Genomic DNA, 21,349 nt, shown 5'->3' with positions numbered 1-21,349 from the left:
TGGCTAATTCCCAATAGCAGGCATCTTCAGCACTGATTCTAGCGTATAATCTGAGTATCTTTGCACTTTACCTTCATTTCCTCAAAAGCAGTTGTGGTGAAGGTTAGATAGTTTTCGGAGATGTCTAATGAATTTATCTCCTCTATCAAAGGCTTCAGTTGCAGGTGATAAAACTTCAATAATTAAACTTGGATAGCGTTTAAAATATTCAAATTCTGTATCTCTTGAATCGCAAGTTACCATAAGATCAGGAGAATAAAAAATATCCAGAGTTTCAATTCTGGCTTTCATATCAGCAACATAAAGACGGCATCCTGTAGCGCGAATATGATTTCTTAAAAGAGCAACTAAATTAGTAGTAATTGTCACATGAGAATCACTAGCACCTGCCATTGCGTAAATTTGCCCTTGAATATATTCATGTTTAATAGGGCTAGTTTTTTCTAATTCTAAATATTCTTCTGGGGATAAATATTGGTGAGATTGGCTAAGAGTCATATATTTTTATTGTTAGTATGGAATAAGTTTGTGGTCATGTTTAGAGTATAGCAATTATCAATATTTTTTATCTCACGCAAAGACGCTAAGACACAAAGGAAGAACGCAAAGTAAGAATGGTGTGTGATTTTTTCTGTCAGATCATCCTGCTGAAAATGAGTTAATAGCGATTTCTTTCATTGTCAAAAATTAACTCTTTTTCTGTTCCTTCTGATCTATGATTTTCGGTATGTCTTGCTAATACGGTTTTTACTAATTCAGGATAATTTATTCTTTCCATAAAACTATCTCCTGTTTAATGGGTGGAAATACTAGCAGGTTTAATTTATGTAAGGTATTGTAATTTCAATCTTTTATTATATTCGTAGGTTAGGTTAAGCTGCATCGCATCGCAACCCAACGCAATAAATTTATGAAGATTTTGGTTGTCATTCCCTTTACTATTTCTACTACGCTTTTGGGGATGGGACTCATAACATAACCTTCATGAAGGTAAAAAAAGAATATTCATTATATGATTAGTATATTGTTTATTTGAATAACCATGAAAAATAATCAGGATGAATCCGTTAAAGTTGATGAAATAGCCAACCTTTTAGCAAGAGTAAAGCCTGTAGAAGTATATGCTCACGAAGAAGCATTAGCAACAATTCTGATTCAGAAAGCTTTGGAAAATGCACAAGTGACTTCTACTGCTCCTGGAATTTCACTAGCTGCTGCATTTGATTTAATCGTTGCTGCTGAATACTATGGAAAATTAACTAATAAAAGATGGCTTTACTGTCCAATTGATAATTCACCTCTGTTAATTTATCCATATACTAACACCTGTCCAAGATGTATTTTGCAAGGTGATTTCTTATTTCATCAGGCAAATAAACCACCATCGGGAACAATTGGTAAAACAACAAGTCGTTTACTATGTGTATTCTTAAAACACTTATTTAAAATCAATTCACAAGATTTAGAAATATATCATGGTATTGAACCTATTGATGTAATAATTTATGATTCAAAGGAGAATATAGTTTTACTTTCAGAAGTTAAGGCTGCTCCACTGACTACTTTACCTCTAGCAGTACCTGTTGAAATACAAACTGAATTGGGAAATGAAGGTGAATTATTATCTCGTTCACATTCACCTACTGATAATTCTTTTATTAGTGCATCTAATTTGCATATTCTTCTCCCAAAGTTAGAAAATGACACATATAAATATGAACTGATAAATTTAGGAATCAAAGGAAGTAATAAATCTTCGGTATGGGTATATGAGCAAATGGGGGCAGCTTTTAATGATGATAATCAACTTTTTCATCGTTATTTCCAGTTTTGGAGTATAGCTTTTTCTGCATATAACAAAGCTGCAAGGGGTAGGGGAAATTTCCCAGAACCTGTTTATTGGTTAACTAATGCTTGTGGACAACCGATTCCTAGACCTGAAAATTGGCCGCAAAGAAGAAGTGGTGAAGGATATGAATCTATTTCTGATAGTAAATCTAGTGTAGGAATGGATAGAACTGATGATATTAAAAAAGGAATTTATCAAGTATTAAAAATTGCTGCTTCCCAAAAGCCAAAGCCTAGTACAATAAGCGTAAAAACTGCTATATTATCTAATATTCATGCTGTGCGTCACTATAATGATTATTTATTAGAACTTCAAGATATTGTTTGGACTATAGATGAAACTGGACAAGCAAAAACTGTTGCTGATTTACCAGCAGAAAAAGAAGTTTTTAATCTGTTTGATGGTATAATAACCTTTACTGAAAGTCATATAAGAGATGAATGGATTAAGCAAAAGTTTAGATTTTAATATTTCTTTGACAGTGGTTTCTAATCACGTTGCTAGACGGGTAGGTGTGGATGTACAAAAAAGAATCAACGCTCTAAAAATCGGGCAAAAAATGCAAGATTTACCGGAAGAACTTTGGCATGAAAGCTTTAAATTTTATGTGAAGTATGATCCTAATCGGCAAGGTGGACCCAATTTAAGGATGATTCGTCTTGATCCTGAAAAACCTTCATTAACAGTAACAGGTTATGTTTTTAATAAGTTTGTCCACCCATATCAAAACAGATTTATTACTGTGCGTGAAGCGGCTCGTTTACAAGGATTACCTGATGATTTAAAATTACAGGGAACTTTAACCAGTTGTCAGCTTCAAGTTGGTAATGCTGTACCTTTTCCACTTGCAAAAGCTGTATTTGAACAATTAGTTAAACAAGCTAACTTATTAGGATTTGAAAATCGTTCTTTGACTGCACTCAGTTTATTTAGTGGTGCGGGAGGTATGGATATTGGTGCTGATATAGCAGGGATCAAAACTAAGGTAGCTGTTGATAATTGGGTAGATGCTTGTGCAACTTTAAATAGTTATTTTGGCGATCGCATTCAGGTTATAGAAGAGGATATTTCTCAGATTACAGATCCGTTAAGCTTTTGGCAAAATGTTTCAGGTGAAATAAATAAACCTGATATTATTTTTGGTGGTCCTCCCTGTCAAGCTTTTAGTCAAGCAGGTAAACAAAGAGGGTTGCAAGATCAACGGGGTAGTATGATTTATGATTTTTTACGGTTTGTGGAGTGTTTGCAACCAGCTTTTTTTGTGATGGAAAATGTTTCTAATTTGAAGGGTTTAGGAGGTGGAAAGCTATATCAAGAAATTTGTAATAGTATGATTGATTTAGGTTATAATTTATCATCAGGTGTACTTTTAGCTGCTGATTTCGGTACTCCTCAATTAAGGAAAAGATTGTTTTTTATTGGTTCTAGAAAAGATATTGGTAGTATTGATTTACCATTGCCTACTCATAGTCCTAGTTGTCAATTATTGGGATTATTACCTTATGTTACTGTGGGAGAAGCATTTGCTAATTTACCAGATGCAAATTGCTAAATATAAAATACGATCAGGTTCTTCTTTTCTTAAAATAGAACGGTAATTAAGTGTTTGTCCTAAAGCTGTATGAAATTCACTAATTGCCGATTTCTCTAAAAAAGATTTTATCTCAACAGCGATTTTTTGTCCTTCTTTTTCTGCTCCTAAAAGTCGCTCTGCTCCTAAATCAATACGAAATTCTATAGTATCTACTATAAATATTAAAGGATCAGCAGTAATTAACCAACCATCTTTTTCTAAAGCTAACCTAACTGCATTGTGAAAAATATCTCTCGCCGACATAAAAAGTTAAAGTGATATATTGTCTTAAATAATACCTAATTTTTTAAGTAATGCTAGTTGGATGAGTAAAAATGTGATCACTACCGTTGATACGTGATAAAGAAAAACCAAAGGCTTCAACTAAAGTCACTAAATCATCAAATTGAAGATTTCTAGGTACAGAAATAACTTTCTAACGGCAAATTCAGTATCCGTTCTCTGAGTCCTAGTTTTCTGTAGTAATTTTCTTAATTTGTCATCGCTGGTGTCAGTAATCTTTCCAGTTGCTCTGCAATTACTTCGTCTTCCACCATTGGTCGCTGTTTCTTTCTTGCGTGGTTTCTATTGGTTTTTTTGCTGGTAGTCATGGCTGTTCTCAATCGCTCAATTACTTGTCTAGATTGAGTTTCCCACTATTTTTGCTCACTGCAAATACCACCCTTGACAATTTCTCCTTTTCCTTAACTTTTCACCAATGGTCTAGCTGTGTGTTTTTTTCTTATTGCGGTTTTTGCGTCATGCCCCATATTCTACAACGCTTTGTCTCCCTTGCTCACTTTGAGCGTTTTTTCTTTTTTCCCTACTTATTGAGCCGATACGGATTTGATCACCACAAAAAAAGAAAATGTTTAAATTTAGAAACAATACTTAATAAATTTATTGAGAACATCAACCAATATCAAGAAACCGCAAAATTTCTCAAGAAAAAATAAAATTCCACCGATTCTAATTTCTAAGAACTACCATTAAAAAACAAAGAATAAAAATAGGTGTGTGCCATCATGACAACTAAAAAGCAGTTTAACAGCTTTGAAGAAATGCTCTCTGGTTCAGATGTACCAGTGTTAGTAGACTTTTACGCTGAATGGTGTGGTCCCTGTCAGATGATGGGTCCAATTTTAGAACAAGTGAATGCTCAATTGAAAGACTGTTTACGAATTGTCAAAATTGACACCGAAAAATACACTCAATTAGCCACTCAATATCAAATAGAAGCCCTACCAACCTTGGTATTATTTAAGAATGGTCAACCTGTAGATAGAATTGAAGGTGTATTTCAAGCACGAGAGTTAATTCAACACTTGCAACCTTTTATTTAAGGTGATTGGTGATTGGTGATTGGTGATTGGTGATTGGGGAAAGTTAATCAAATTCGGTTTTGCTTCTTAACCTATTCACTGTTTTATACTCTCTAATTACTGTCACCTGTCACCTGTCACCTGTCACCTGTCACCTATTCCCTAATTTAAGAACGACGTGCATTTAAACAACACCATTCTTTGCGTTTCCAGAGAGTAGCCACAACCCAACCATTTTGTTCTAAAACATCAGCAACAGCTTTAGATTGTTCTAATAAAATACCACTAAAAATACCCCAGGTACTTGGTTTAGTAATAGCTCCCATTTCTGGAATTAACTCAATAATGACATCAGCCAAAATATTACAAACAATACCATCAACTGGCTGATCAATTATTTTTGTCAAAACGTCCACACTACCCAAGGCTGGAATCAAGCGTTCTGAATTAATATCATTAAGGGTGCGATTGCTCAAAGTTGATTTTACCGCCAAAGGATCATTATCAACTGCATAAACTTTTTTTGCCCCCAGGAGTATAGCACCTACAGAAAGGATACCCGAACCGCAGCCAATATCCGCAATTACTAGGGAATCTTTTTTATTCTCTGTACCTATGAAAGAATCAGGAATTGCACTGAGGCGCATTTCCAAAGATTCTAGACATAGTTGAGTTGTGGCGTGATTACCTGTACCAAAAGCAACACCAGGATCAAGACGAATCACCAACCGTTCTGATGATGCAGGTAATGGTAGCCATGCGGGGTTGATCAAGAAGCGATCGCCAATATCTTGAGGTTGCCAATACTGTTTCCAACTACTAGACCAGTCTTCCTCATCAATCAAATTCCAGTGTAGCAGCGGAGAAGGCAACCCGATACACAAAGCATCTTGACGCAACCATAAAGATAACGCCGATAAATCTAATAATTGTGCTTGAAAGCTAGGCAAATAAGCCTTTAACAGCGATGAATTTCCTTTACTTTCAATAGCAGTACCACGACAGCCAAAAGTTTCCAGTCGCCAAAAGATAGAATCTTCCAGGTCTGGTTCACATAAAATTTTCAGTTCCCACCAAGTATTTGCCATAAAATTTTAGATTTTAGATTTTAGATTTTAGATTGGTTATAGGTGATTTATGATTGCTCGATTAAAAAAACAATAACTTAATTACCTGTGTTCAATCCAAAATCCAAAATCCAAAATCCAAAATTTAAAGTGTCACTGTATAAGCATCCCGAATACCAGATACTTGTTTAATTTCATCCAAGATGCCATCTGGTAAAGGATCATCAATACTTAAAGCCATTACTGCATCACCACGGACGATTTTCCTTCCTACCTGCATACTGGCAATGTTAACGTTAAAACTGCCCAGTAAAGAACCGAGTTTACCGATAATTCCTGGCATATCCCGGTGTAAGGTGAACAGCATATATTTGCTAGGTGGCACATTAATGGGGAAACCATCCACATCGGTTAAGTGAATTTCCTTATCACCCAACAAAGCACCTGTCACCGAATGAGTACCCAAAGTACCAGTAGCTTCCAAATGTAGCGAACCTGCATAGTCTCTTGCTGAAGCATCCCGCGTTTCAATTACCCGAATACCTCTTTCTTTAGCTTCTATGCTGGCATTGACATAATTTACTCGTTCCCGCAATGCTTGGTAAAGTAGACCTTTGAGCGCCGCTACTACTAAAGGCTGACTCTTATTAGTAGCCAGATCCCCTTGTAGTTTGACATTCAGTGTTTCCACTCTGCCACCTGCTAGTTGTCCAACCAAGTTACCCAAGGTTTCCGCCAACTGCATATAAGGTTTGAATTCTTCCAGGATATCGGGTCCGAGTCCTGGAATATTTACCGCAGAACGGGCTGGTAGTCCTAACAACACATCGCGGATTTGTTCTGCCACGTCTATGGCTACGTTTACTTGGGCTTCGGCGGTAGATGCACCTAAATGGGGTGTGAGAATTATATCTTTACCCAGCGATCGCAACTCAGATTCTCCCAAAGGTTCAGAGTCGAATACATCTAAAGCTGCACCTGCAATTTTACCTTCTTTAATCGCCGCTGCCAATGCTGCCTCATCAATAATTCCCCCCCTAGCACAGTTAATAATTCTGGTAGTGGGTTTCATCTTTGCCAAAGTTTTAGCATTGATTAAATTGGCAGTTTCTGGAGTTTTGGGAATGTGTAAAGTGATATAGTCTGCTTGTTGGAATAATAAATCTAAATCTACCAACTGACAACCAATTTGTTCTGCCCGTTCTGTAGAAATAAAGGGATCATAAGCTAATAGCTTCATCCCCATTGCTTTTGCTACATGAGCAACATGAGAACCAATTTTCCCTAACCCTACAATACCCAGGGTTTTCTTATAGACTTCCGCACCAACAAAAGTTTTTCTGTCCCATTCTCCCCTTTTTACAGAAGCATTAGCATCGGGGATATGACGAGATAAAGATAACATCATTGCTAATGCGTGTTCGGCAGCCGCAATGGTATTTCCTTCTGGGGAATTAACAACTACAATACCTTTGCGAGTAGCAGCAGGAACATCCACATTATCCACACCCACACCAGCACGTCCAATAATTTTTAATTGGGTACTGGCTTCAATAATTTCTTGAGTCACGCGAGTTCCAGAACGAATCATCAGCGCGTCATACTCACTAATAATTTCTATTAGTTCTGCTGGTTTTAGATTTGTTTTGACATCAACCGTGGCAACTTGGGAAAGAATGTCAATACCAGCTTGGTCAATGGGATCGGAAACAAGAACCTTAGACATGATTACTTCATTTACAATTATAGGTTTTCCGCAAGCATTTAGCTATTAGCGGTCAGCAGTCAGGTTTTTAACAGTTACGTCCAAAATCATATATTTGATAATCTACTGTTTGATAAAACATTCTGACTCCGGTAGGTGAGCGAAGTCGAACCACTGACTCCTGACTGCTTACGAATTTGCTGTACAAGATTTTTAAGTTTAGTCCTTATCCGCAACAATTCAGCAAAAATTATGTGTTTTTATAACAAACTAGCAGCCTTACGTACTCTATAGTAATGGAATTACTCAGATGTACCTAAATGACAAATTTCATATAATAGTTGTGAGTGTTGGGGAAAGTAGTGATGTTAAATTTCAATCTGCCCAGGTACTTGCCCTCTGCTGAAGAACTACCCGACTCGGATGAAACGCCTGTGGATAACGAACTGCAAGAATTAATACCGGGATTGCTGAAATCGACACTGCTCATACTTTGGGCAGAACGCATGGATTGGTTTTTTGGAGTAGACATGGGTATTTATTATCACCCCGATGAACTACCAATAGTGCCAGATGGCTTTTTGAGTTTGGGCGTAGAACGTTGTTATGATGAAGAACTACGCCCTAGTTATGTATTGTGGGATGAAAACGTTGTCCCGATTTTGGTGCTGGAAGTAGTTTCCCCAAATTACCGTAAAGAGTATACCATTAAGTTGGATGAATATGCCGCATTGGGTGTGCTTTACTATGTGATTTATTCTTCCCGTCGTCGTCGCAAACCTCGTTTAGAAGTTCATAAGCTAGTGAAAGGTAGGTATGAATTACTGGAAGGAAACCCTGTTTGGCTACCAGCGATTGAGTTAGGGATTGGTTGTGAACGCGGCAATTATGGCGGGGTAATCCGGGAATGGCTTTATTGGTATGATCAAGACGGCAAGCGGTATCTTACCCCAGAAGAACAGATTAAGGAATCACAAAAACGCGCCCAATTGGCAGAAGAGCGATCGCAACAACTAGCAGCAAAATTACAAGCATTGGGTGTAGATGTTGAGTAGGTGATTGGTGATTGGTGATTGGTGATTGGTGATTGGTGATTGGTGATTGGGTAAAATTAAACTAATGACTAATGACCAATAACTAATAACTAATGACCAATAACTAATAACTAATGACTAATTAGGAAATTGACCACCGCGCACTTCTAGCGAGTAACTTTGTACAGCATTGGTGATTTGTTCTCGCAGGTTTGTGTAAACTTTAGCAAATGGTGGTTGTTTTTCTGAAAGCCCCAAAACATCAGAAGTCACCAATACTTGACCATCACAATCAACACCTGCACCGATGCCGATGGTAGGAACACGTACTTTTTGAGTAATTTCTAATGCTAAATTGGCGGGGATATGTTCTAAGACTATGGAGAATACACCAGCTTGTTCTAGAGCGATCGCCTCATTTAAAATGCGCTCTCCTGCGGTCTGAGTTTTACCCTGTTGTCGCAAACCGAGTTGATGTACTGATTGCGGTGTTAAACCCACATGACCCATGACAGGAATACCAGCTTGTACCAACCGGGCTACAGTTTCAACCATTGCCGGATAGCCACCTTCTAATTTTACCGCCTGTGCGCCAGTTTCTTTCAGTATTCTGCCAGCAGAGTGCATCGCTTGGGAAACACTTTCTTGATAAGTTAAGAATGGTAAATCTACCACCACCAAAGCCCGTTTTACAGCACGACGCACAGCTTTAGCATGGTGGATCATTTCTTCTAACGTAACTGGCAGAGTGGTTTCATATCCCAGCATAACTGCCAGAGAATCACCCACCAAGATTAAATCTACACCAGTTGCATCTAACAGTTGGGCGATCGCATAATCCCAAGCAGTCAAAGCGACAATTGCCCGTCCTTGCTGTTTCCATTGTATTAATTGCTGGGTAGTAATTGGCATAATCAGGAGTTCAGGAGTTCAAGGAGTTCATTCAGGAGGCAGGAGTCAGGAGTCAGGAGTCAGGAGTCAGTCGTAGGGGCAACCCCCTGTGGTTGCCCTCTTGAGTCAGGAGTCAGGAGTCAGGAGTCAGGATAAAGAATCAATATTACCTGTTCCCTGTTTCCTGTTCCCTATTACCTACTACACTGTCACCTGTCACCTGTCACCTGTTACCTGTCACCTTACTTCACACTCCGCCCAAAACCAAAATGAGGCCGTGCTTTATCCATTGTAGGCATTAACCACGCTAACCCCTCGCTGGTTCCCACCCATAACTTGTTACCCACATCAGGGGCAAGAGTCAACACCTTACGAGAAGGCAAACCTGTTACTTGGTCTAATAAAGCTCCGGTATCTGGATTTAATCGTAACAAACCGTTGTTGGTTCCCACCCACACACTACCATCTTCAGCAAAATGAACTGAAGTGACATTTTTGCCGCGCAGAGGAGTTACAGACCTTAACACAATCCCATTTTTGGGGTTTATTACTAATAATTGATTTGGCATTCCCGCCCAAATTAACCCTTCAGGACTGATGGCTAAAGTTTGTACTGTCGCCCCTGGTAAATTATTTATCCTCTTCATTATCAAAGCACTGGCAGTATTTACCCTGACCAGTCCATCTAAAGTTCCTACCCACAACTGACCATCTGCATCTAAGGTCATGGCGTTAGCACTCACACCAGGTAGATTTTTCAAAGTTGTCATAATTAAGCCTTGATCGGGACTAACCAAAGCTAAACCTGCATCCATACCAGCCCACAAATAACCACGTCTATCAACCAACAAAGATAATACTCGTTTGGAAGGTAGTAATAAATTTTGTGCGGTAATTTCATTAGTTCGGGGGTCTACTCGCGTTAAACCTTCATAGTTACCGACCCACAACCGACCAACTTTATCTTCAGCTAAAGCAGTAATAGTCACATTTGGTAGACTGACACGGGCAATAATATTACCTGTATTCGGGTCAATGCGTGATAAACCCCGCCAAGAACCAACCCACAAATTACCAGAAAAATCCTTTAATAAGTTACTGATCCGATAATCTGTTTCTGTTTCTCTCTCTAGGACATCCCGTTCATCGGGTAAAGGGTCTACTCTTTTTGGTGGGGGTGCAACTGGGTAAGTAGTTGCATTACTGAGTTTTGGATCAGGGTTATTTTGTCCTAGTGCAGAATTTTCTAACCAGGGTACAGATATTAACCCCAAAAGCGCGGATATTATCAATAAATGAGTATGTTTGTGAAATATGACCACGGTTATATTCCTTTCTAGTTAATTTTACTAATGTCTTATGGCTGTATTCTTACCATATTCTTCCATTAATTGGTTATAATGTAGCAAAGTGGAAAAAATTCAGAAGTATTCAGTCATCAGCAGTCAGCTATCAGCTATCAGCTTTCAAGATTGAAATACAAAGAAATGTAAAAAAAAATCAATGGTTTCAGGTTACACATAGTTAATTTTCGGAGATATCTAATGTAATTTTTACTCAATTTACTCACTCAATTCGATTTTTTCCCGCAACCACTGACGGAAATGAGGATGATCAAGACTATAAAAGTTCAAGCAATTTCAAAAACTGGATTGTATAACTCCTCTTCTCAAGATTGACGTATGGTTTAATTTTTTAATAAAATCACCTTGAGAAGAACCTATTACAAGTATCAAGCATCAAGCAAATAAGCAATTAGTCAAAGAAAATGCAAAAACAAAATCATAACCGAATTGAACAAGCACAGAATAAATGGATACAAAGACTAACAGATTTATCCCGCCGTAATAATTTAGTGTATTACCGTGAATTAAAAAACGGAACAATTGAATTAATTGATGTCAATATTCAAGCTTTTGATGAGCTTTTACTAGGAAAACCTGTTTCTGCCAATGACCTATTTCCAAATAAATGTAATGAAATTCATTTTAAACAACAAGTATTAATTTATACCATAATGCTGTTTTCCTTTAGTGGATTATACAAACTCATATTACCAATTATAAAAGACTATCCTGAAATAAATAGAGAGATAAATACAGAAGTTATCAAGAAAATCCAAAATATTTATAAACGCAGTATTAGTAATTTAGAAGAAAGAGGATTAAGAACTTTATTTTTAGCTTATGGAATGGTTACTTGGACAGCAAATGATGGTGGTAGAAATCCTCAAGCACCTTTAGTTCTTATTCCTATATCAATTCAAACGAAGGGAGAAATTAAATTAATCCGATCTGGAGAAGCACAAATTAACCCTGTTTTACTCTATTTTTTGGAAAAAGAATATGGTTATCAAATTACTTCAGAGCAATTATTAAATGGTGACTCTGATATTCCAGAAAATGAAGTACCAGATTTACAAAATATTGCTGATAAATTTACTAACATTATCAAAAATATACCAAGTTTTACTATTGATCAATCTCGTGCTATATTAAGTAATTTTGCATTTCAAAAAATGTCAATGGTGCGAGATTTACGAGATAATTTTAGGGTTTTGTCTGATAATAAATTAATTCTAGCTTTAGCAGGAGATGTTTCATCACAACAATCTCTTAGAGGTAATAGTTATGATGATATTCTTAATAATACTAGCAAATTGGATCAGATTAAACCTGATGATGAATTCTTAGTATTTGATGCTGATTCTAGTCAACAAAGAGTTATTTATACTGCTCTTAAAGGTAATAATATTGTAATTCAGGGTCCACCAGGAACAGGAAAAAGCCAAACTATTGCTAACTTAATTGTTTCTTTTGCTGCACAAGGTAAAAAAGTCCTTTTTGTTGCAGAAAAAAGAGCAGCTTTAGAAGTAGTGAAAAAACGCTTGGAACAAAAAGATTTAGGTCATTTACTACTAGATTTACATGGTTCTGATATTTCTCGTAAATTAGTTATGGAGCAAATAGCAGAAAGTTTAACATTAATTCGTAATAGTTCACCTATTAATACTGATCTTATTCACAATAATTTTATAGATAAACGAAATAATCTTAATAATCATGTTCGACTAATTCATATTAAACGTCAGCCTTATCAAAAAAGTGTTTATGAACTTCAAGCAGAAATATTATTTTTCCAGGATAAACCAGAATTACAATGTTTGACCAGGTTTAGAGGCCATATTTTAGAGAAAATTACGTCTAATTTAAGCCAGATAGAAAATTTATTAACTCAATTAATGTCTCCTAATTTACTACCTCTTTTCTTAGAAGAAACTTCATCTCCTTGGTTAAAAATAAATTTTTCTTCTAGGGAAGATGCTATAAAAATTGGTGATTTAGTTACGAAAATTAATCAAATATTAAGGTTAAATATTTTAGATCCTGTATTTTCCATCAGTCTAGAATATGGGATTAATTCTGTAAAAAATATTCAAGATATAATATCTCTAATAGAAATTTCGGATAAAATCAATAATTTTTATTCTTTATATAACGCGGATTTATTTGACCATAATTTACAGGAATACCTCCAAATCTTATATCCTTTGCAAAATTATGAAGACGCAAGAAAATTTGATACAATTATTTATTTATTAAATTCAGGTTCTGATTTATGTTCTGATCAATTTATGCAAAAATTAGATGATTTCATAAAATTATCATCAGAAATAAATAGAACTCTATCTATATATAATGAAAAAATATTTAAAGAAGATTTAGAGACGATTATTAAAGATTTATCTTCTGGGGATTCAGGTTTTTTTGGTATTTTAAACTTTTTTAATGAAAAGCTAAATAACGCCAGAAGCAAAATTAAAAAACTGCGTTTTTCTACTGACATTTCTGATCAAGATTTAATTGTAGAGACGAAACGAGCTTTAGAACAATTAAGAAAATGGACAAAATTATTTCCTCATAAATCTTTTCCAGAAAAAATCTATCTGCTATCAGATAATAATTATCAATTAAAAGAAATTTTATTGAGCAAGCACTTTTGGGATGTATTTTCAGACCTTCGTAAATTAAGATATTCTTCTTCTAATTCTATTAATCAAATAATTAAAGAACTTGAACAAGCTAATGAGCTATTACAACAATGGCGATTATTATCTTCTTCATTCTTATATCCTCAAAAAATTATACATAATCAAAAATTAAAAGATACCTTATCTGATTTACTAAAAGATTTAAAACTCATAGAATCTAAATTTAATAATATTAACTTTATTAATTTACCTTTGGAAGAGTTAGAGAATTTATTTAAAGAATTAAGTGATCACTCAGAATTACCATTATTATTAGCCACTCTTCAAGAAATTGAAAAAAATATTAATAACTGTGGAGCTAATGATATTTTAAGAGAGTTTAAAAATACAAAATCAGATCCATCTTTATGGCTGAAAAAATTTCGCTATGCTTGGTTATATTCTTGTTTAGAAAAAGCATATATAGAAGAACCGTATTTAAGAACTTTTCATGGAAAAAATCATAATCAAATAGTATCTGAGTTTAGGAAATTAGATCAGGAAAGATTAAACATTGCTCAATTAAGAGTGAAAAGAAACCATGCTGAAAAAGCTATTTCAACCATGAATAAATACCCACAAGAAGAAAGTTTAGTTCGTCGTGAAGCCAATAAAAAATCCCGTCACTTACCATTAAGGAAACTCTTAGAAAAAGCTCCCCATGTATTAACCAGTTTACGCCCTTGTTGGATGACGAGTCCTTTATCTGTTAGTCAACTATTAGATGCAAAACCTTATTTTGATGTAGTAATTTTTGATGAAGCAAGTCAAGTTTTACCAGAAGATACAATACCTGCATTAATGAGAGGTGAACAATTAATAGTAGCAGGTGATCGCTATCAATTACCTCCTACAAATTTTTTTACAATTAATTCTGATGAAGATGAAATGACAGAAGATATATCATCAACAGAAGGGTTTGAAAGTTTTCTGGATTTAACCTCATCGTTTTTAAATGATTGGCAATTACAATGGCATTATCGCAGTCGTTCAGAAGAATTAATTGCTTTTTCTAATCATCATATTTATGGTGATCGCTTAATAACATTTCCTGGAATCAAAAATGCCGATGTAATTTCTCATGTATTAGTACCTTCTATCCCAGACCAAGATGGACAGGAAGAAAGTGCAAGAAATGAAGTAGAAAAAGTTGTAGAAATTATTTTAAAGCACGCTATGGAAAAACCTAATGAAACTTTAGGTGTTATTACGATGGGAATTAAACACGCTCAAAAAATAGAATTTGTGCTTGAACAACAACTCAAAGAAAGACCAGAGTTAACACCATTTTTCAATGAAGATAACTATGAACATTTTTTTATCAAAAATATTGAAAAAGTACAAGGAGATGAAAGAGATACCATTATTTTATCAATAGGATATGGAAAAGATCGTTCTGGAAATTTACCTCATCGCTTTGGACCATTATTATATCAAGGTGGTGAACGTCGTCTCAATGTGGCTATTTCCCGTGCCAGAAAAAGTATGATTTTAGTATCTTCCTTTAGCCATCATGATATTGATTTAAACAAAACCAAAGCTAGAGGAGTAGAATTATTAAAGTTCTATATTCAATATGCTGCTTCTGGTGGTAAATTATTGGGAGATAAAGGAATCTCTGAAATTCCTCTAAATCCTTTTGAACAAGATATTTTTGATAATTTAACTAATCAAGGTATTTCTTTAATTCCTCAATGGGGAGTATCTAACTATCGTATTGATATGGTTGCAAAACATCCAGAGAAACCTGGTGAATTTGTATTAGCTATCGAATGCGATGGTGCTACTTATCATTCTAGTCCAACAGCCAGAGAAAGAGATCGTTTAAGACAACAACAGTTAGAATCATTAGGATGGCGTTTTCATAGAATTTGGTCTATTGATTGGTTTAATAATAAACAGGAAGAAATTAAAAGGACTATTACAGCATTTGAGGAGGCTGTTCAATATGCAAATAATCAATCTATTCAGAAAAGTATAGATCATAATGAACAAGACGAGAATCTAAATCACAATACTATACTTAATGATATCAAAGCGAAAATACGTTGTCCTAAACCAAATATTCCTGAAAAAAGCTATAATATTCAAGATATTATAAAAATCGTTGAATGGATATTGTCTGATGGAAACTTGCCCACAGATGAGGAACTTCTGAAAGAAACACGATCTGAATTAGGATTTAAACGTTCAGGAAAAAAAATAGACGATATTATTAGGGATGCAATTAAGATAGTAAATAATAAACTGTAATTTATTGTATATCTTAATTGTTTGTTAAAACATCACAAATATCAACCCCAAGATCATCAAATAACTGAGTACAGTTAAATGCTTTCAATATAAAGTTGAATATTATACTCAATAAATACATTGTATCTGTTTGTCAGCAGTGCAGTTTAGATGACTTGTAATACACTGATATGTACACAGTTGTAAAGCAATCTTAACAAAAAGTTAAAATTTTCCTTATATAAGAAATTCAAATATAAAAGTTAAAAACTTTCAAAGAATAACTTATCCAAATCTTGATATATTGTGAGTCAAGTTACAAATTGCGTCGTGTGCAATTTTTTATCCTGCGCTCACCCTTGAGCTAAACCACAGTTAACAAAGTTTCCTCCATATCTTTTTCTCCTGTCAGGGCAAGATATCAGGAAAGGAAAAACGGGAATAAAAGCTATATAGCCCAAAAACCCGAATTGTTCCGATTTGGAGGGGATAACTTCCAAGAATGCCTGTAAAGTTCCGAAGTTTCCCTAAAACTAATCAGGTTTAGTAGGGTTAGCATAAGAGATAGAAAATACTTTGTGTGCGGGTAAAGAAAAAATTAAAAGCGTGTCACAGTGCGCCTACATATAAAAGATGATGTGCGGTAAATTGCAACCGCTAACAGCTTTTTGTAGCACTAATAACGCTATATCCGCCCACTTCCGTCTCTTTTATATAAGTTTTTCTTATAGTTATCATGAGAAAACGAGAAAGAAAAAGGGCGATAAGAAGTTGCACATAACGTGATTTGATAGTAATAAAGAGTGACTTCTTGGAAGGAAAATATGTCTTACGCGCAAACTTCGACTCAGAGCAAATCTGGGTATCAAGCTGGGGTAAAAGATTACAGACTTACTTATTACACACCTGATTACACACCTAAAGATACAGACCTTTTAGCAGCATTTCGGATGACCCCCCAACCCGGAGTTCCTCCTGAAGAAGCTGGTGCGGCTGTAGCGGCTGAGTCCTCCACTGGTACTTGGACAACAGTATGGACAGACTTGTTAACCGACCTAGATCGTTACAAAGGTCGTTGTTATGATATCGAACCAGTTCCTGGTGAAGATAACCAATATATTGCTTACGTAGCTTATCCTTTAGACTTATTTGAAGAAGGTTCTGTAACCAATATGTTGACCTCTATTGTAGGTAACGTATTTGGTTTTAAAGCCTTACGTGCATTGCGTTTGGAAGACTTACGCATTCCCGTAGCTTACTTGAAAACCTTCCAAGGACCTCCACACGGTATTCAAGTTGAGCGCGACAAATTGAACAAGTATGGTCGTCCTTTGTTGGGTTGTACAATTAAGCCCAAATTAGGTCTATCTGCTAAGAACTACGGACGTGCAGTATATGAATGTTTGCGTGGTGGTTTGGACTTCACCAAAGACGACGAAAACATCAACTCTGCTCCTTTCCAAAGATGGCGCGATCGCTTCTTGTTTGTAGCAGAAGCTATCAAAAAAGCACAAGCAGAAACTGGCGAAATCAAAGGTCACTACTTAAACGTAACTGCGCCTACCTGCGAAGAAATGTTGAAGCGTGCAGAGTATGCTAAAGAACTCGAAATGCCCATCATCATGCACGACTACCTGACCGCAGGTTTCACAGCTAACACAACCTTGGCTCGTTGGTGTCGTGATAACGGTCTGTTGTTGCACATCCACCGCGCGATGCACGCTGTAATTGACCGTCAAAAGAACCACGGTATCCACTTCCGTGTATTGGCTAAAACCTTACGTATGTCTGGTGGTGACCACATCCACACTGGTACTGTTGTGGGTAAATTGGAAGGTGAACGCGGTATCACAATGGGCTTCGTTGACTTGCTACGTGAAAACTATGTTGAGCAAGACAAGTCTCGCGGTATCTACTTTACCCAAGATTGGGCTTCCATGCCTGGTGTAATGGCAGTTGCTTCCGGTGGTATCCACGTATGGCATATGCCCGCATTGGTAGAAATCTTTGGTGATGACTCCGTACTACAATTTGGTGGTGGTACATTAGGACACCCCTGGGGTAACGCTCCTGGTGCAACAGCTAACCGCGTGGCTCTAGAAGCTTGTATCCAAGCTCGTAACGAAGGACGCAACTTGGCTCGTGAAGGTAACGACATTATCCGCGAAGCTGCTAAGTGGTCTCCTGAGTTAGCTGTTGCTTGCGAACTGTGGAAAGAAATCAAGTTCGAGTTTGAAGCAATGGATACCGTCTGATGATTTAGGATTTGCGATTTTGGAATATTGGATCAATTTAATCAAAAAAATCCAAAATCCAAAATCCAAAATCTAAAATCTATGGGGCTGGGTCAAGCATGGATCTAAAGCAAATTGCAAAAGACACAGCCAAAACTCTCCAAAGTTATCTGACTTATCAGGCACTTATGACTGTTTTGGCGCAGCTAGGCGAAACTAATCCTCCTCTAGCACATTGGTTGCAAAACTTTTCTGCCGGGAAAATTCAAGACGGAGAAGCGTACATAGAGGAACTGTTTCTAGTAAAGTCAGATTTGGCTTTGCGGATAATGACTGTCCGGGAACACATAGCGGAGGAAGTAACCGATTTCTTACCGGAAATGGTGCGTACTGGCATTCAGGAAGCCAATATGAAACAGCGTCGCCAGCATCTCGAACGCATCACGCAACTAGATTTATCAAGTCCCAGCCCAAAAACAGAACAGCAGACAATCTCAGATCCTAATTTAGATAATTTAGATAATTTATCTAATTAGGATAGGTGCAAGTGCCAAAAACCAAGTAGTAAAAAATAGCCACTTAACTAACAACAGCTATGCAAACTTTACCAAAAGAGCGTCGTTACGAAACCCTTTCCTATCTTCCTCCTCTGTCTGACGCGCAAATTGAAAAGCAAGTTCAGTACATTTTAAGTCAAGGTTATATCCCAGCAGTTGAGTTTAACGAAACTTCTGAACCTACCGAACTTTTCTGGACAATGTGGAAGTTACCTTTGTTTGGTGCTAAAACCACCCGTGAAGTATTGAGCGAAGTTCAAGCTTGTCGTTCTCAGTATGGTAACTGCTATATTCGTGTTGTTGGTTTCGACAACATCAAACAGTGCCAAGTTTTAAGCTTCATCGTTCACAAACCCAGCAGATACTAAAATCTGATTCGGTTGAATGTTTCAATAATTTATACATACCCTGGGGAGAGGTAGAGTTTTCTATCTCTCTTTTTTTGTATCGCTGACACGGTTGTGAACACAGATGCAATGATCAGTTGTATTAAAAGTTTCTGTTGACTTTTACCAACTTTAATGGTAAATTGTCAATTAATTTTGGGTAAGTAAAGTACACAGTTAGTAATTTTATGGACAAATGTCCTCAAGCTACTTTTCCCGGTGTTACCCGGAATGGGTAAACTGCAATACCCGCTATCCCTAAGCTAAAAGCCGCAGGGACTACTTTTCTAGCAATATTCAGACTAGCATTAACATCGGCATGAATCAGCCTACCATCTTGAGATTTGTACCAAGCGCGTTGTATTCGCTTGCCACTAAAATTGTATGTTTCTCCTTTTTTGTACACAGGAATGGGGTCTAAGTCCAAAAACGAAGCCGCAGAAGTATAAGATTCTTCATTAATCAACACGGTAATTCCTACCAACTCAGCCTTGTATTTTAATTGCTCTATAAACCGAGCATGAGGGATACTAACGAAGTTCTGATTTGTGGTCTTACCGAGATTTATTTCTTGCTTCCATTGCTCATTTTTGCCAATAACTAGCGTCCCAATTCCTGCTTTAACTAAATAATTAATAATCCATCTACTAGCATTATGCAAGTAATTATCTATTTGATTATTCCGTTTACAAGTTAGTGCATTTATCCGGTGAGATGTGTGAGCATTTCCCCCTAGTTGAGATTGAAGTTTAGCTTTAACTTTATTGTAATGACGATTGATTGATTTTAAAGGTTTTCCGTTGATAAGTACAGGTTTAAATCCTGGTAGATTGGCAGTTAACGCCGCTAAATTATCTAATCCAATATCAATACCTGCCACCTGGTTAGGATTTAATTGCTGTGGTTTAGCCTCCCTTTCATAAACTACTTCAATGACATATTGCCCACATCTGGGGACAATTCTTACTTGTTTAATATTGCTTGCTGATGTGGGAAATTGTATATTTGTTTGCGATAGTTTAATGATTCCTTTTCTCAAAGCCGGTTTAGAAATTGCACCTAATTCATAAATCAGAATATTCCGTCCTTGAGTTTTATCCTTGTATTTTGGTAATTTTGGTCTACCTAAAAATAGAGATGGGTCTTGATAATAAGCTTCTGTAGCATGGAGAAAAGATTTCCAATTATGATGCAAAACTATCAAAACTTGATTGCTGACTTTACTGGGTAGTGCTTTGTATGATTCATGCTGCTTTACTTGATGGTATATTTTTGTATTATCTAAATAAAGGCATTCAAAAATAAATGATTGCCTGACTAAGTAGTTAGCGTAATTGTAGAGATTTTTGGAACGCCAACACAACTCATCTATCTGTTGATAGAATTGATGAGTTTTTTTGATGATGTGACGTTCAACTAATTTCATGTATATTCCCTAACCATGAGTATATTTTACCATTTATGAGTATATTTGGCTAGAAAATCAATGAATATTTACAACACCCAAAATTTTTGAATAATTGATTTTTTAGAAATTAATCAAGACTAAAAATTTACTATTTTAGTCAGTGGCAATGATCACATCATGCGAATTTGCTTGCTAAGTACAAATTTTTCTGCTAAATTTTATTGAGAGATTTATTGTATATTTGTATATACAGCAGTTTTCGGTATTCTGAGGTGCAGATGTTAATGATAAAACCCTTGTGGAACAGGCATCCTGCCTGTTAAGCTTGTACCTCATTTACCTCGAAACTGCTGTATTTATGTAAATTTTCTGAAAAAACTTAAAAACTCAACGGGTTCTCAAACCTTTTCTGCATCTAGATTTGCCAATATTAACAAAACTTCATAAAGTTTTGTAGTTCAATTTATAAAGAAAATATGTGGAAAATTAGATGAGAGCAAATATCAACTATATAAACATTCATAAGGGAGTGAACGGTTGTCAGATAGGAATATCTCAAAATTTGACGTAATTTAAGATTCTGATTATTAAGAATAATAGAGATTACGTCAGTATCTTGTTCTTTTCAAAAAGGACGAAATTATATGACTAAATCACATCTTTCCCCAGATGATTTGCCTACCTATAAAACTACGCAAATCAGCGAATTATTAATGAGTCAACTGGAAGAAGTTACTAAAAAACGCTTTTTCCTAGCGTGTGAAAATACTGTACGCATTGTCTTATCTAGTTGTCATTGGTATTTTAAAGTTAATGGTGGTATTTTAATGTTAATTATGGTTTGTCATGATATCGAAAGCTACCAAAATATCATGATTAATGTTCCCTATTTAGCAGATAAGTTAAAGCGTTTTGCTAATAAAGCCAAAATTAGTATTAGTTCACCAGTCAATAATGGTATTCCTTGGGTAATAAGTGTAGATCAACCTTGGCCTGGAGAGGATCTCAATAATTCTTAAATAGGTGACTGGGGACTGGGTATACAATTTTGGATTTTGGAT

Annotated in this window: 14 protein-coding genes and 2 pseudogenes; 9 read left to right on the top strand and 7 right to left on the bottom strand. The window is 36.0% G+C overall.

What is annotated here, in order from left to right:
• Positions 1 to 129: 129 nt before the first annotated feature.
• Positions 130 to 498, bottom strand: a pseudogene (locus IQ237_RS03855) (Uma2 family endonuclease); the annotation flags it as partial.
• Positions 499 to 1,042: 544 nt separating this feature from the next.
• On the opposite strand from IQ237_RS03855, the gene IQ237_RS03845 reads away from it, so the two are divergent.
• Positions 1,043 to 2,317, top strand: a complete 1,275-nt coding sequence (locus tag IQ237_RS03845; protein ID WP_194052500.1) for a hypothetical protein — start codon at positions 1,043 to 1,045, stop codon at positions 2,315 to 2,317.
• A complete protein-coding gene (gene dcm, locus IQ237_RS03840) occupies positions 2,286 to 3,401 on the top strand; it encodes a DNA (cytosine-5-)-methyltransferase (RefSeq protein ID WP_194052491.1) in 1,116 nt (371 codons plus the stop codon). Before IQ237_RS03845 ends, dcm begins: the two co-directional genes overlap by 32 nt.
• On the opposite strand, the pseudogene IQ237_RS03835 reads toward dcm, so the two are convergent.
• Positions 3,393 to 3,686, bottom strand: a pseudogene (locus tag IQ237_RS03835) (element excision factor XisH family protein); the annotation flags it as partial. The gene dcm and the pseudogene IQ237_RS03835 sit on opposite strands and share 9 nt — an antisense overlap.
• 761 nt (positions 3,687 to 4,447) lie before the next feature.
• On the opposite strand from IQ237_RS03835, the gene trxA reads away from it, so the two are divergent.
• Positions 4,448 to 4,765, top strand: coding sequence for a thioredoxin (gene trxA, locus IQ237_RS03830; RefSeq protein WP_194052487.1), 318 nt, complete (start codon positions 4,448 to 4,450; stop codon positions 4,763 to 4,765).
• 146 nt (positions 4,766 to 4,911) lie between these two features.
• Here the strand turns inward: trxA and prmA are convergent, their stop codons facing one another.
• Both prmA and serA read right to left on the bottom strand, forming a co-directional pair.
• Positions 4,912 to 5,832, bottom strand: coding sequence for a 50S ribosomal protein L11 methyltransferase (prmA, locus tag IQ237_RS03825; protein ID WP_194052485.1), 921 nt, complete (start codon positions 5,830 to 5,832; stop codon positions 4,912 to 4,914).
• Between the two features lie 124 nt (positions 5,833 to 5,956).
• A complete protein-coding gene (serA, locus tag IQ237_RS03820) occupies positions 5,957 to 7,537 on the bottom strand; it encodes a phosphoglycerate dehydrogenase (protein WP_194052483.1) in 1,581 nt (526 codons plus the stop codon).
• Positions 7,538 to 7,881: 344 nt separating this feature from the next.
• On the opposite strand from serA, the gene IQ237_RS03815 reads away from it, so the two are divergent.
• A complete protein-coding gene (locus IQ237_RS03815) occupies positions 7,882 to 8,571 on the top strand; it encodes a Uma2 family endonuclease (protein ID WP_194052481.1) in 690 nt (229 codons plus the stop codon).
• A 117-nt stretch (positions 8,572 to 8,688) separates the two neighbouring features.
• On the opposite strand, the gene panB is transcribed toward IQ237_RS03815, so the two are convergent.
• Together panB and IQ237_RS03805 are read right to left on the bottom strand one after the other, a co-directional pair.
• Positions 8,689 to 9,462, bottom strand: a complete 774-nt coding sequence (gene panB / locus IQ237_RS03810) for a 3-methyl-2-oxobutanoate hydroxymethyltransferase (RefSeq protein ID WP_194052479.1) — start codon at positions 9,460 to 9,462, stop codon at positions 8,689 to 8,691.
• A gap of 221 nt (positions 9,463 to 9,683) precedes the next feature.
• Complete coding sequence (locus tag IQ237_RS03805) at positions 9,684 to 10,763, bottom strand: two-component regulator propeller domain-containing protein (RefSeq protein ID WP_194052478.1); 1,080 nt, start codon at positions 10,761 to 10,763, stop codon at positions 9,684 to 9,686.
• A gap of 446 nt (positions 10,764 to 11,209) precedes the next feature.
• Here IQ237_RS03805 and IQ237_RS03800 point away from each other — a divergent pair, with 446 nt between their 5' ends.
• The 4 genes from IQ237_RS03800 (at position 11,210) to IQ237_RS03785 (ending at position 18,862) form a co-directional block, all read left to right on the top strand.
• Entirely contained in the window at positions 11,210 to 15,724 is a 4,515-nt protein-coding gene (locus IQ237_RS03800; protein ID WP_194052476.1) for an AAA domain-containing protein, read from the top strand.
• Between the two features lie 803 nt (positions 15,725 to 16,527).
• On the top strand, positions 16,528 to 17,958 hold the full coding sequence (locus IQ237_RS03795; RefSeq protein WP_194052474.1) for a form I ribulose bisphosphate carboxylase large subunit: 1,431 nt from the start codon (positions 16,528 to 16,530) through the stop codon (positions 17,956 to 17,958).
• A 98-nt stretch (positions 17,959 to 18,056) separates the two neighbouring features.
• Positions 18,057 to 18,473 (top strand): chaperonin family protein RbcX, encoded by a 417-nt coding sequence (locus tag IQ237_RS03790; protein WP_194052472.1) that lies wholly within the window; start codon positions 18,057 to 18,059, stop codon positions 18,471 to 18,473.
• A gap of 59 nt (positions 18,474 to 18,532) precedes the next feature.
• Positions 18,533 to 18,862 carry a ribulose bisphosphate carboxylase small subunit gene (locus IQ237_RS03785; protein ID WP_194052470.1) on the top strand — a complete coding sequence of 110 codons (330 nt, stop codon included), beginning with the start codon at positions 18,533 to 18,535 and terminating at the stop codon, positions 18,860 to 18,862.
• Between the two features lie 220 nt (positions 18,863 to 19,082).
• On the opposite strand, the gene IQ237_RS03780 is transcribed toward IQ237_RS03785, so the two are convergent.
• Positions 19,083 to 20,306: an RNA-guided endonuclease TnpB family protein gene (locus IQ237_RS03780; protein ID WP_194052468.1), complete on the bottom strand. Its 1,224-nt coding sequence runs from the start codon at positions 20,304 to 20,306 to the stop codon at positions 19,083 to 19,085.
• A gap of 626 nt (positions 20,307 to 20,932) precedes the next feature.
• Between IQ237_RS03780 and IQ237_RS03775 the strand changes: the two genes are divergently transcribed.
• Positions 20,933 to 21,307 (top strand): hypothetical protein, encoded by a 375-nt coding sequence (locus IQ237_RS03775; protein WP_194052466.1) that lies wholly within the window; start codon positions 20,933 to 20,935, stop codon positions 21,305 to 21,307.
• The last annotated feature ends 42 nt before the right edge of the window (positions 21,308 to 21,349 follow it).

Source organism: Sphaerospermopsis sp. LEGE 08334, from assembly GCF_015207205.1.
Lineage (GTDB): Bacteria > Cyanobacteriota > Cyanobacteriia > Cyanobacteriales > Nostocaceae > Sphaerospermopsis.
Note: the sequence above shows the minus strand (reverse complement) of the source record. Positions and strands in the feature narration are given on the sequence as shown.

What these genes read in the sequence shown, in the direction of transcription:
- IQ237_RS03845 (WP_194052500.1), top strand. Translation starts at nt 1,043, where the DNA reads ATGAAAAATAATCAGGATGAATCCGTTAAAGTTGATGAAATAGCCAAC.
- dcm (WP_194052491.1), top strand. Translation starts at nt 2,286, where the DNA reads ATGAATGGATTAAGCAAAAGTTTAGATTTTAATATTTCTTTGACAGTG.
- IQ237_RS03800 (WP_194052476.1), top strand. Translation starts at nt 11,210, where the DNA reads ATGCAAAAACAAAATCATAACCGAATTGAACAAGCACAGAATAAATGG.
- panB (WP_194052479.1), bottom strand. Translation starts at nt 9,462, where the DNA reads ATGCCAATTACTACCCAGCAATTAATACAATGGAAACAGCAAGGACGG.
- prmA (WP_194052485.1), bottom strand. Translation starts at nt 5,832, where the DNA reads ATGGCAAATACTTGGTGGGAACTGAAAATTTTATGTGAACCAGACCTG.
- IQ237_RS03775 (WP_194052466.1), top strand. Translation starts at nt 20,933, where the DNA reads ATGACTAAATCACATCTTTCCCCAGATGATTTGCCTACCTATAAAACT.
- trxA (WP_194052487.1), top strand. Translation starts at nt 4,448, where the DNA reads ATGACAACTAAAAAGCAGTTTAACAGCTTTGAAGAAATGCTCTCTGGT.
- IQ237_RS03790 (WP_194052472.1), top strand. Translation starts at nt 18,057, where the DNA reads ATGGATCTAAAGCAAATTGCAAAAGACACAGCCAAAACTCTCCAAAGT.
- IQ237_RS03815 (WP_194052481.1), top strand. Translation starts at nt 7,882, where the DNA reads ATGTTAAATTTCAATCTGCCCAGGTACTTGCCCTCTGCTGAAGAACTA.
- IQ237_RS03780 (WP_194052468.1), bottom strand. Translation starts at nt 20,306, where the DNA reads ATGAAATTAGTTGAACGTCACATCATCAAAAAAACTCATCAATTCTAT.
- IQ237_RS03785 (WP_194052470.1), top strand. Translation starts at nt 18,533, where the DNA reads ATGCAAACTTTACCAAAAGAGCGTCGTTACGAAACCCTTTCCTATCTT.
- IQ237_RS03795 (WP_194052474.1), top strand. Translation starts at nt 16,528, where the DNA reads ATGTCTTACGCGCAAACTTCGACTCAGAGCAAATCTGGGTATCAAGCT.
- serA (WP_194052483.1), bottom strand. Translation starts at nt 7,537, where the DNA reads ATGTCTAAGGTTCTTGTTTCCGATCCCATTGACCAAGCTGGTATTGAC.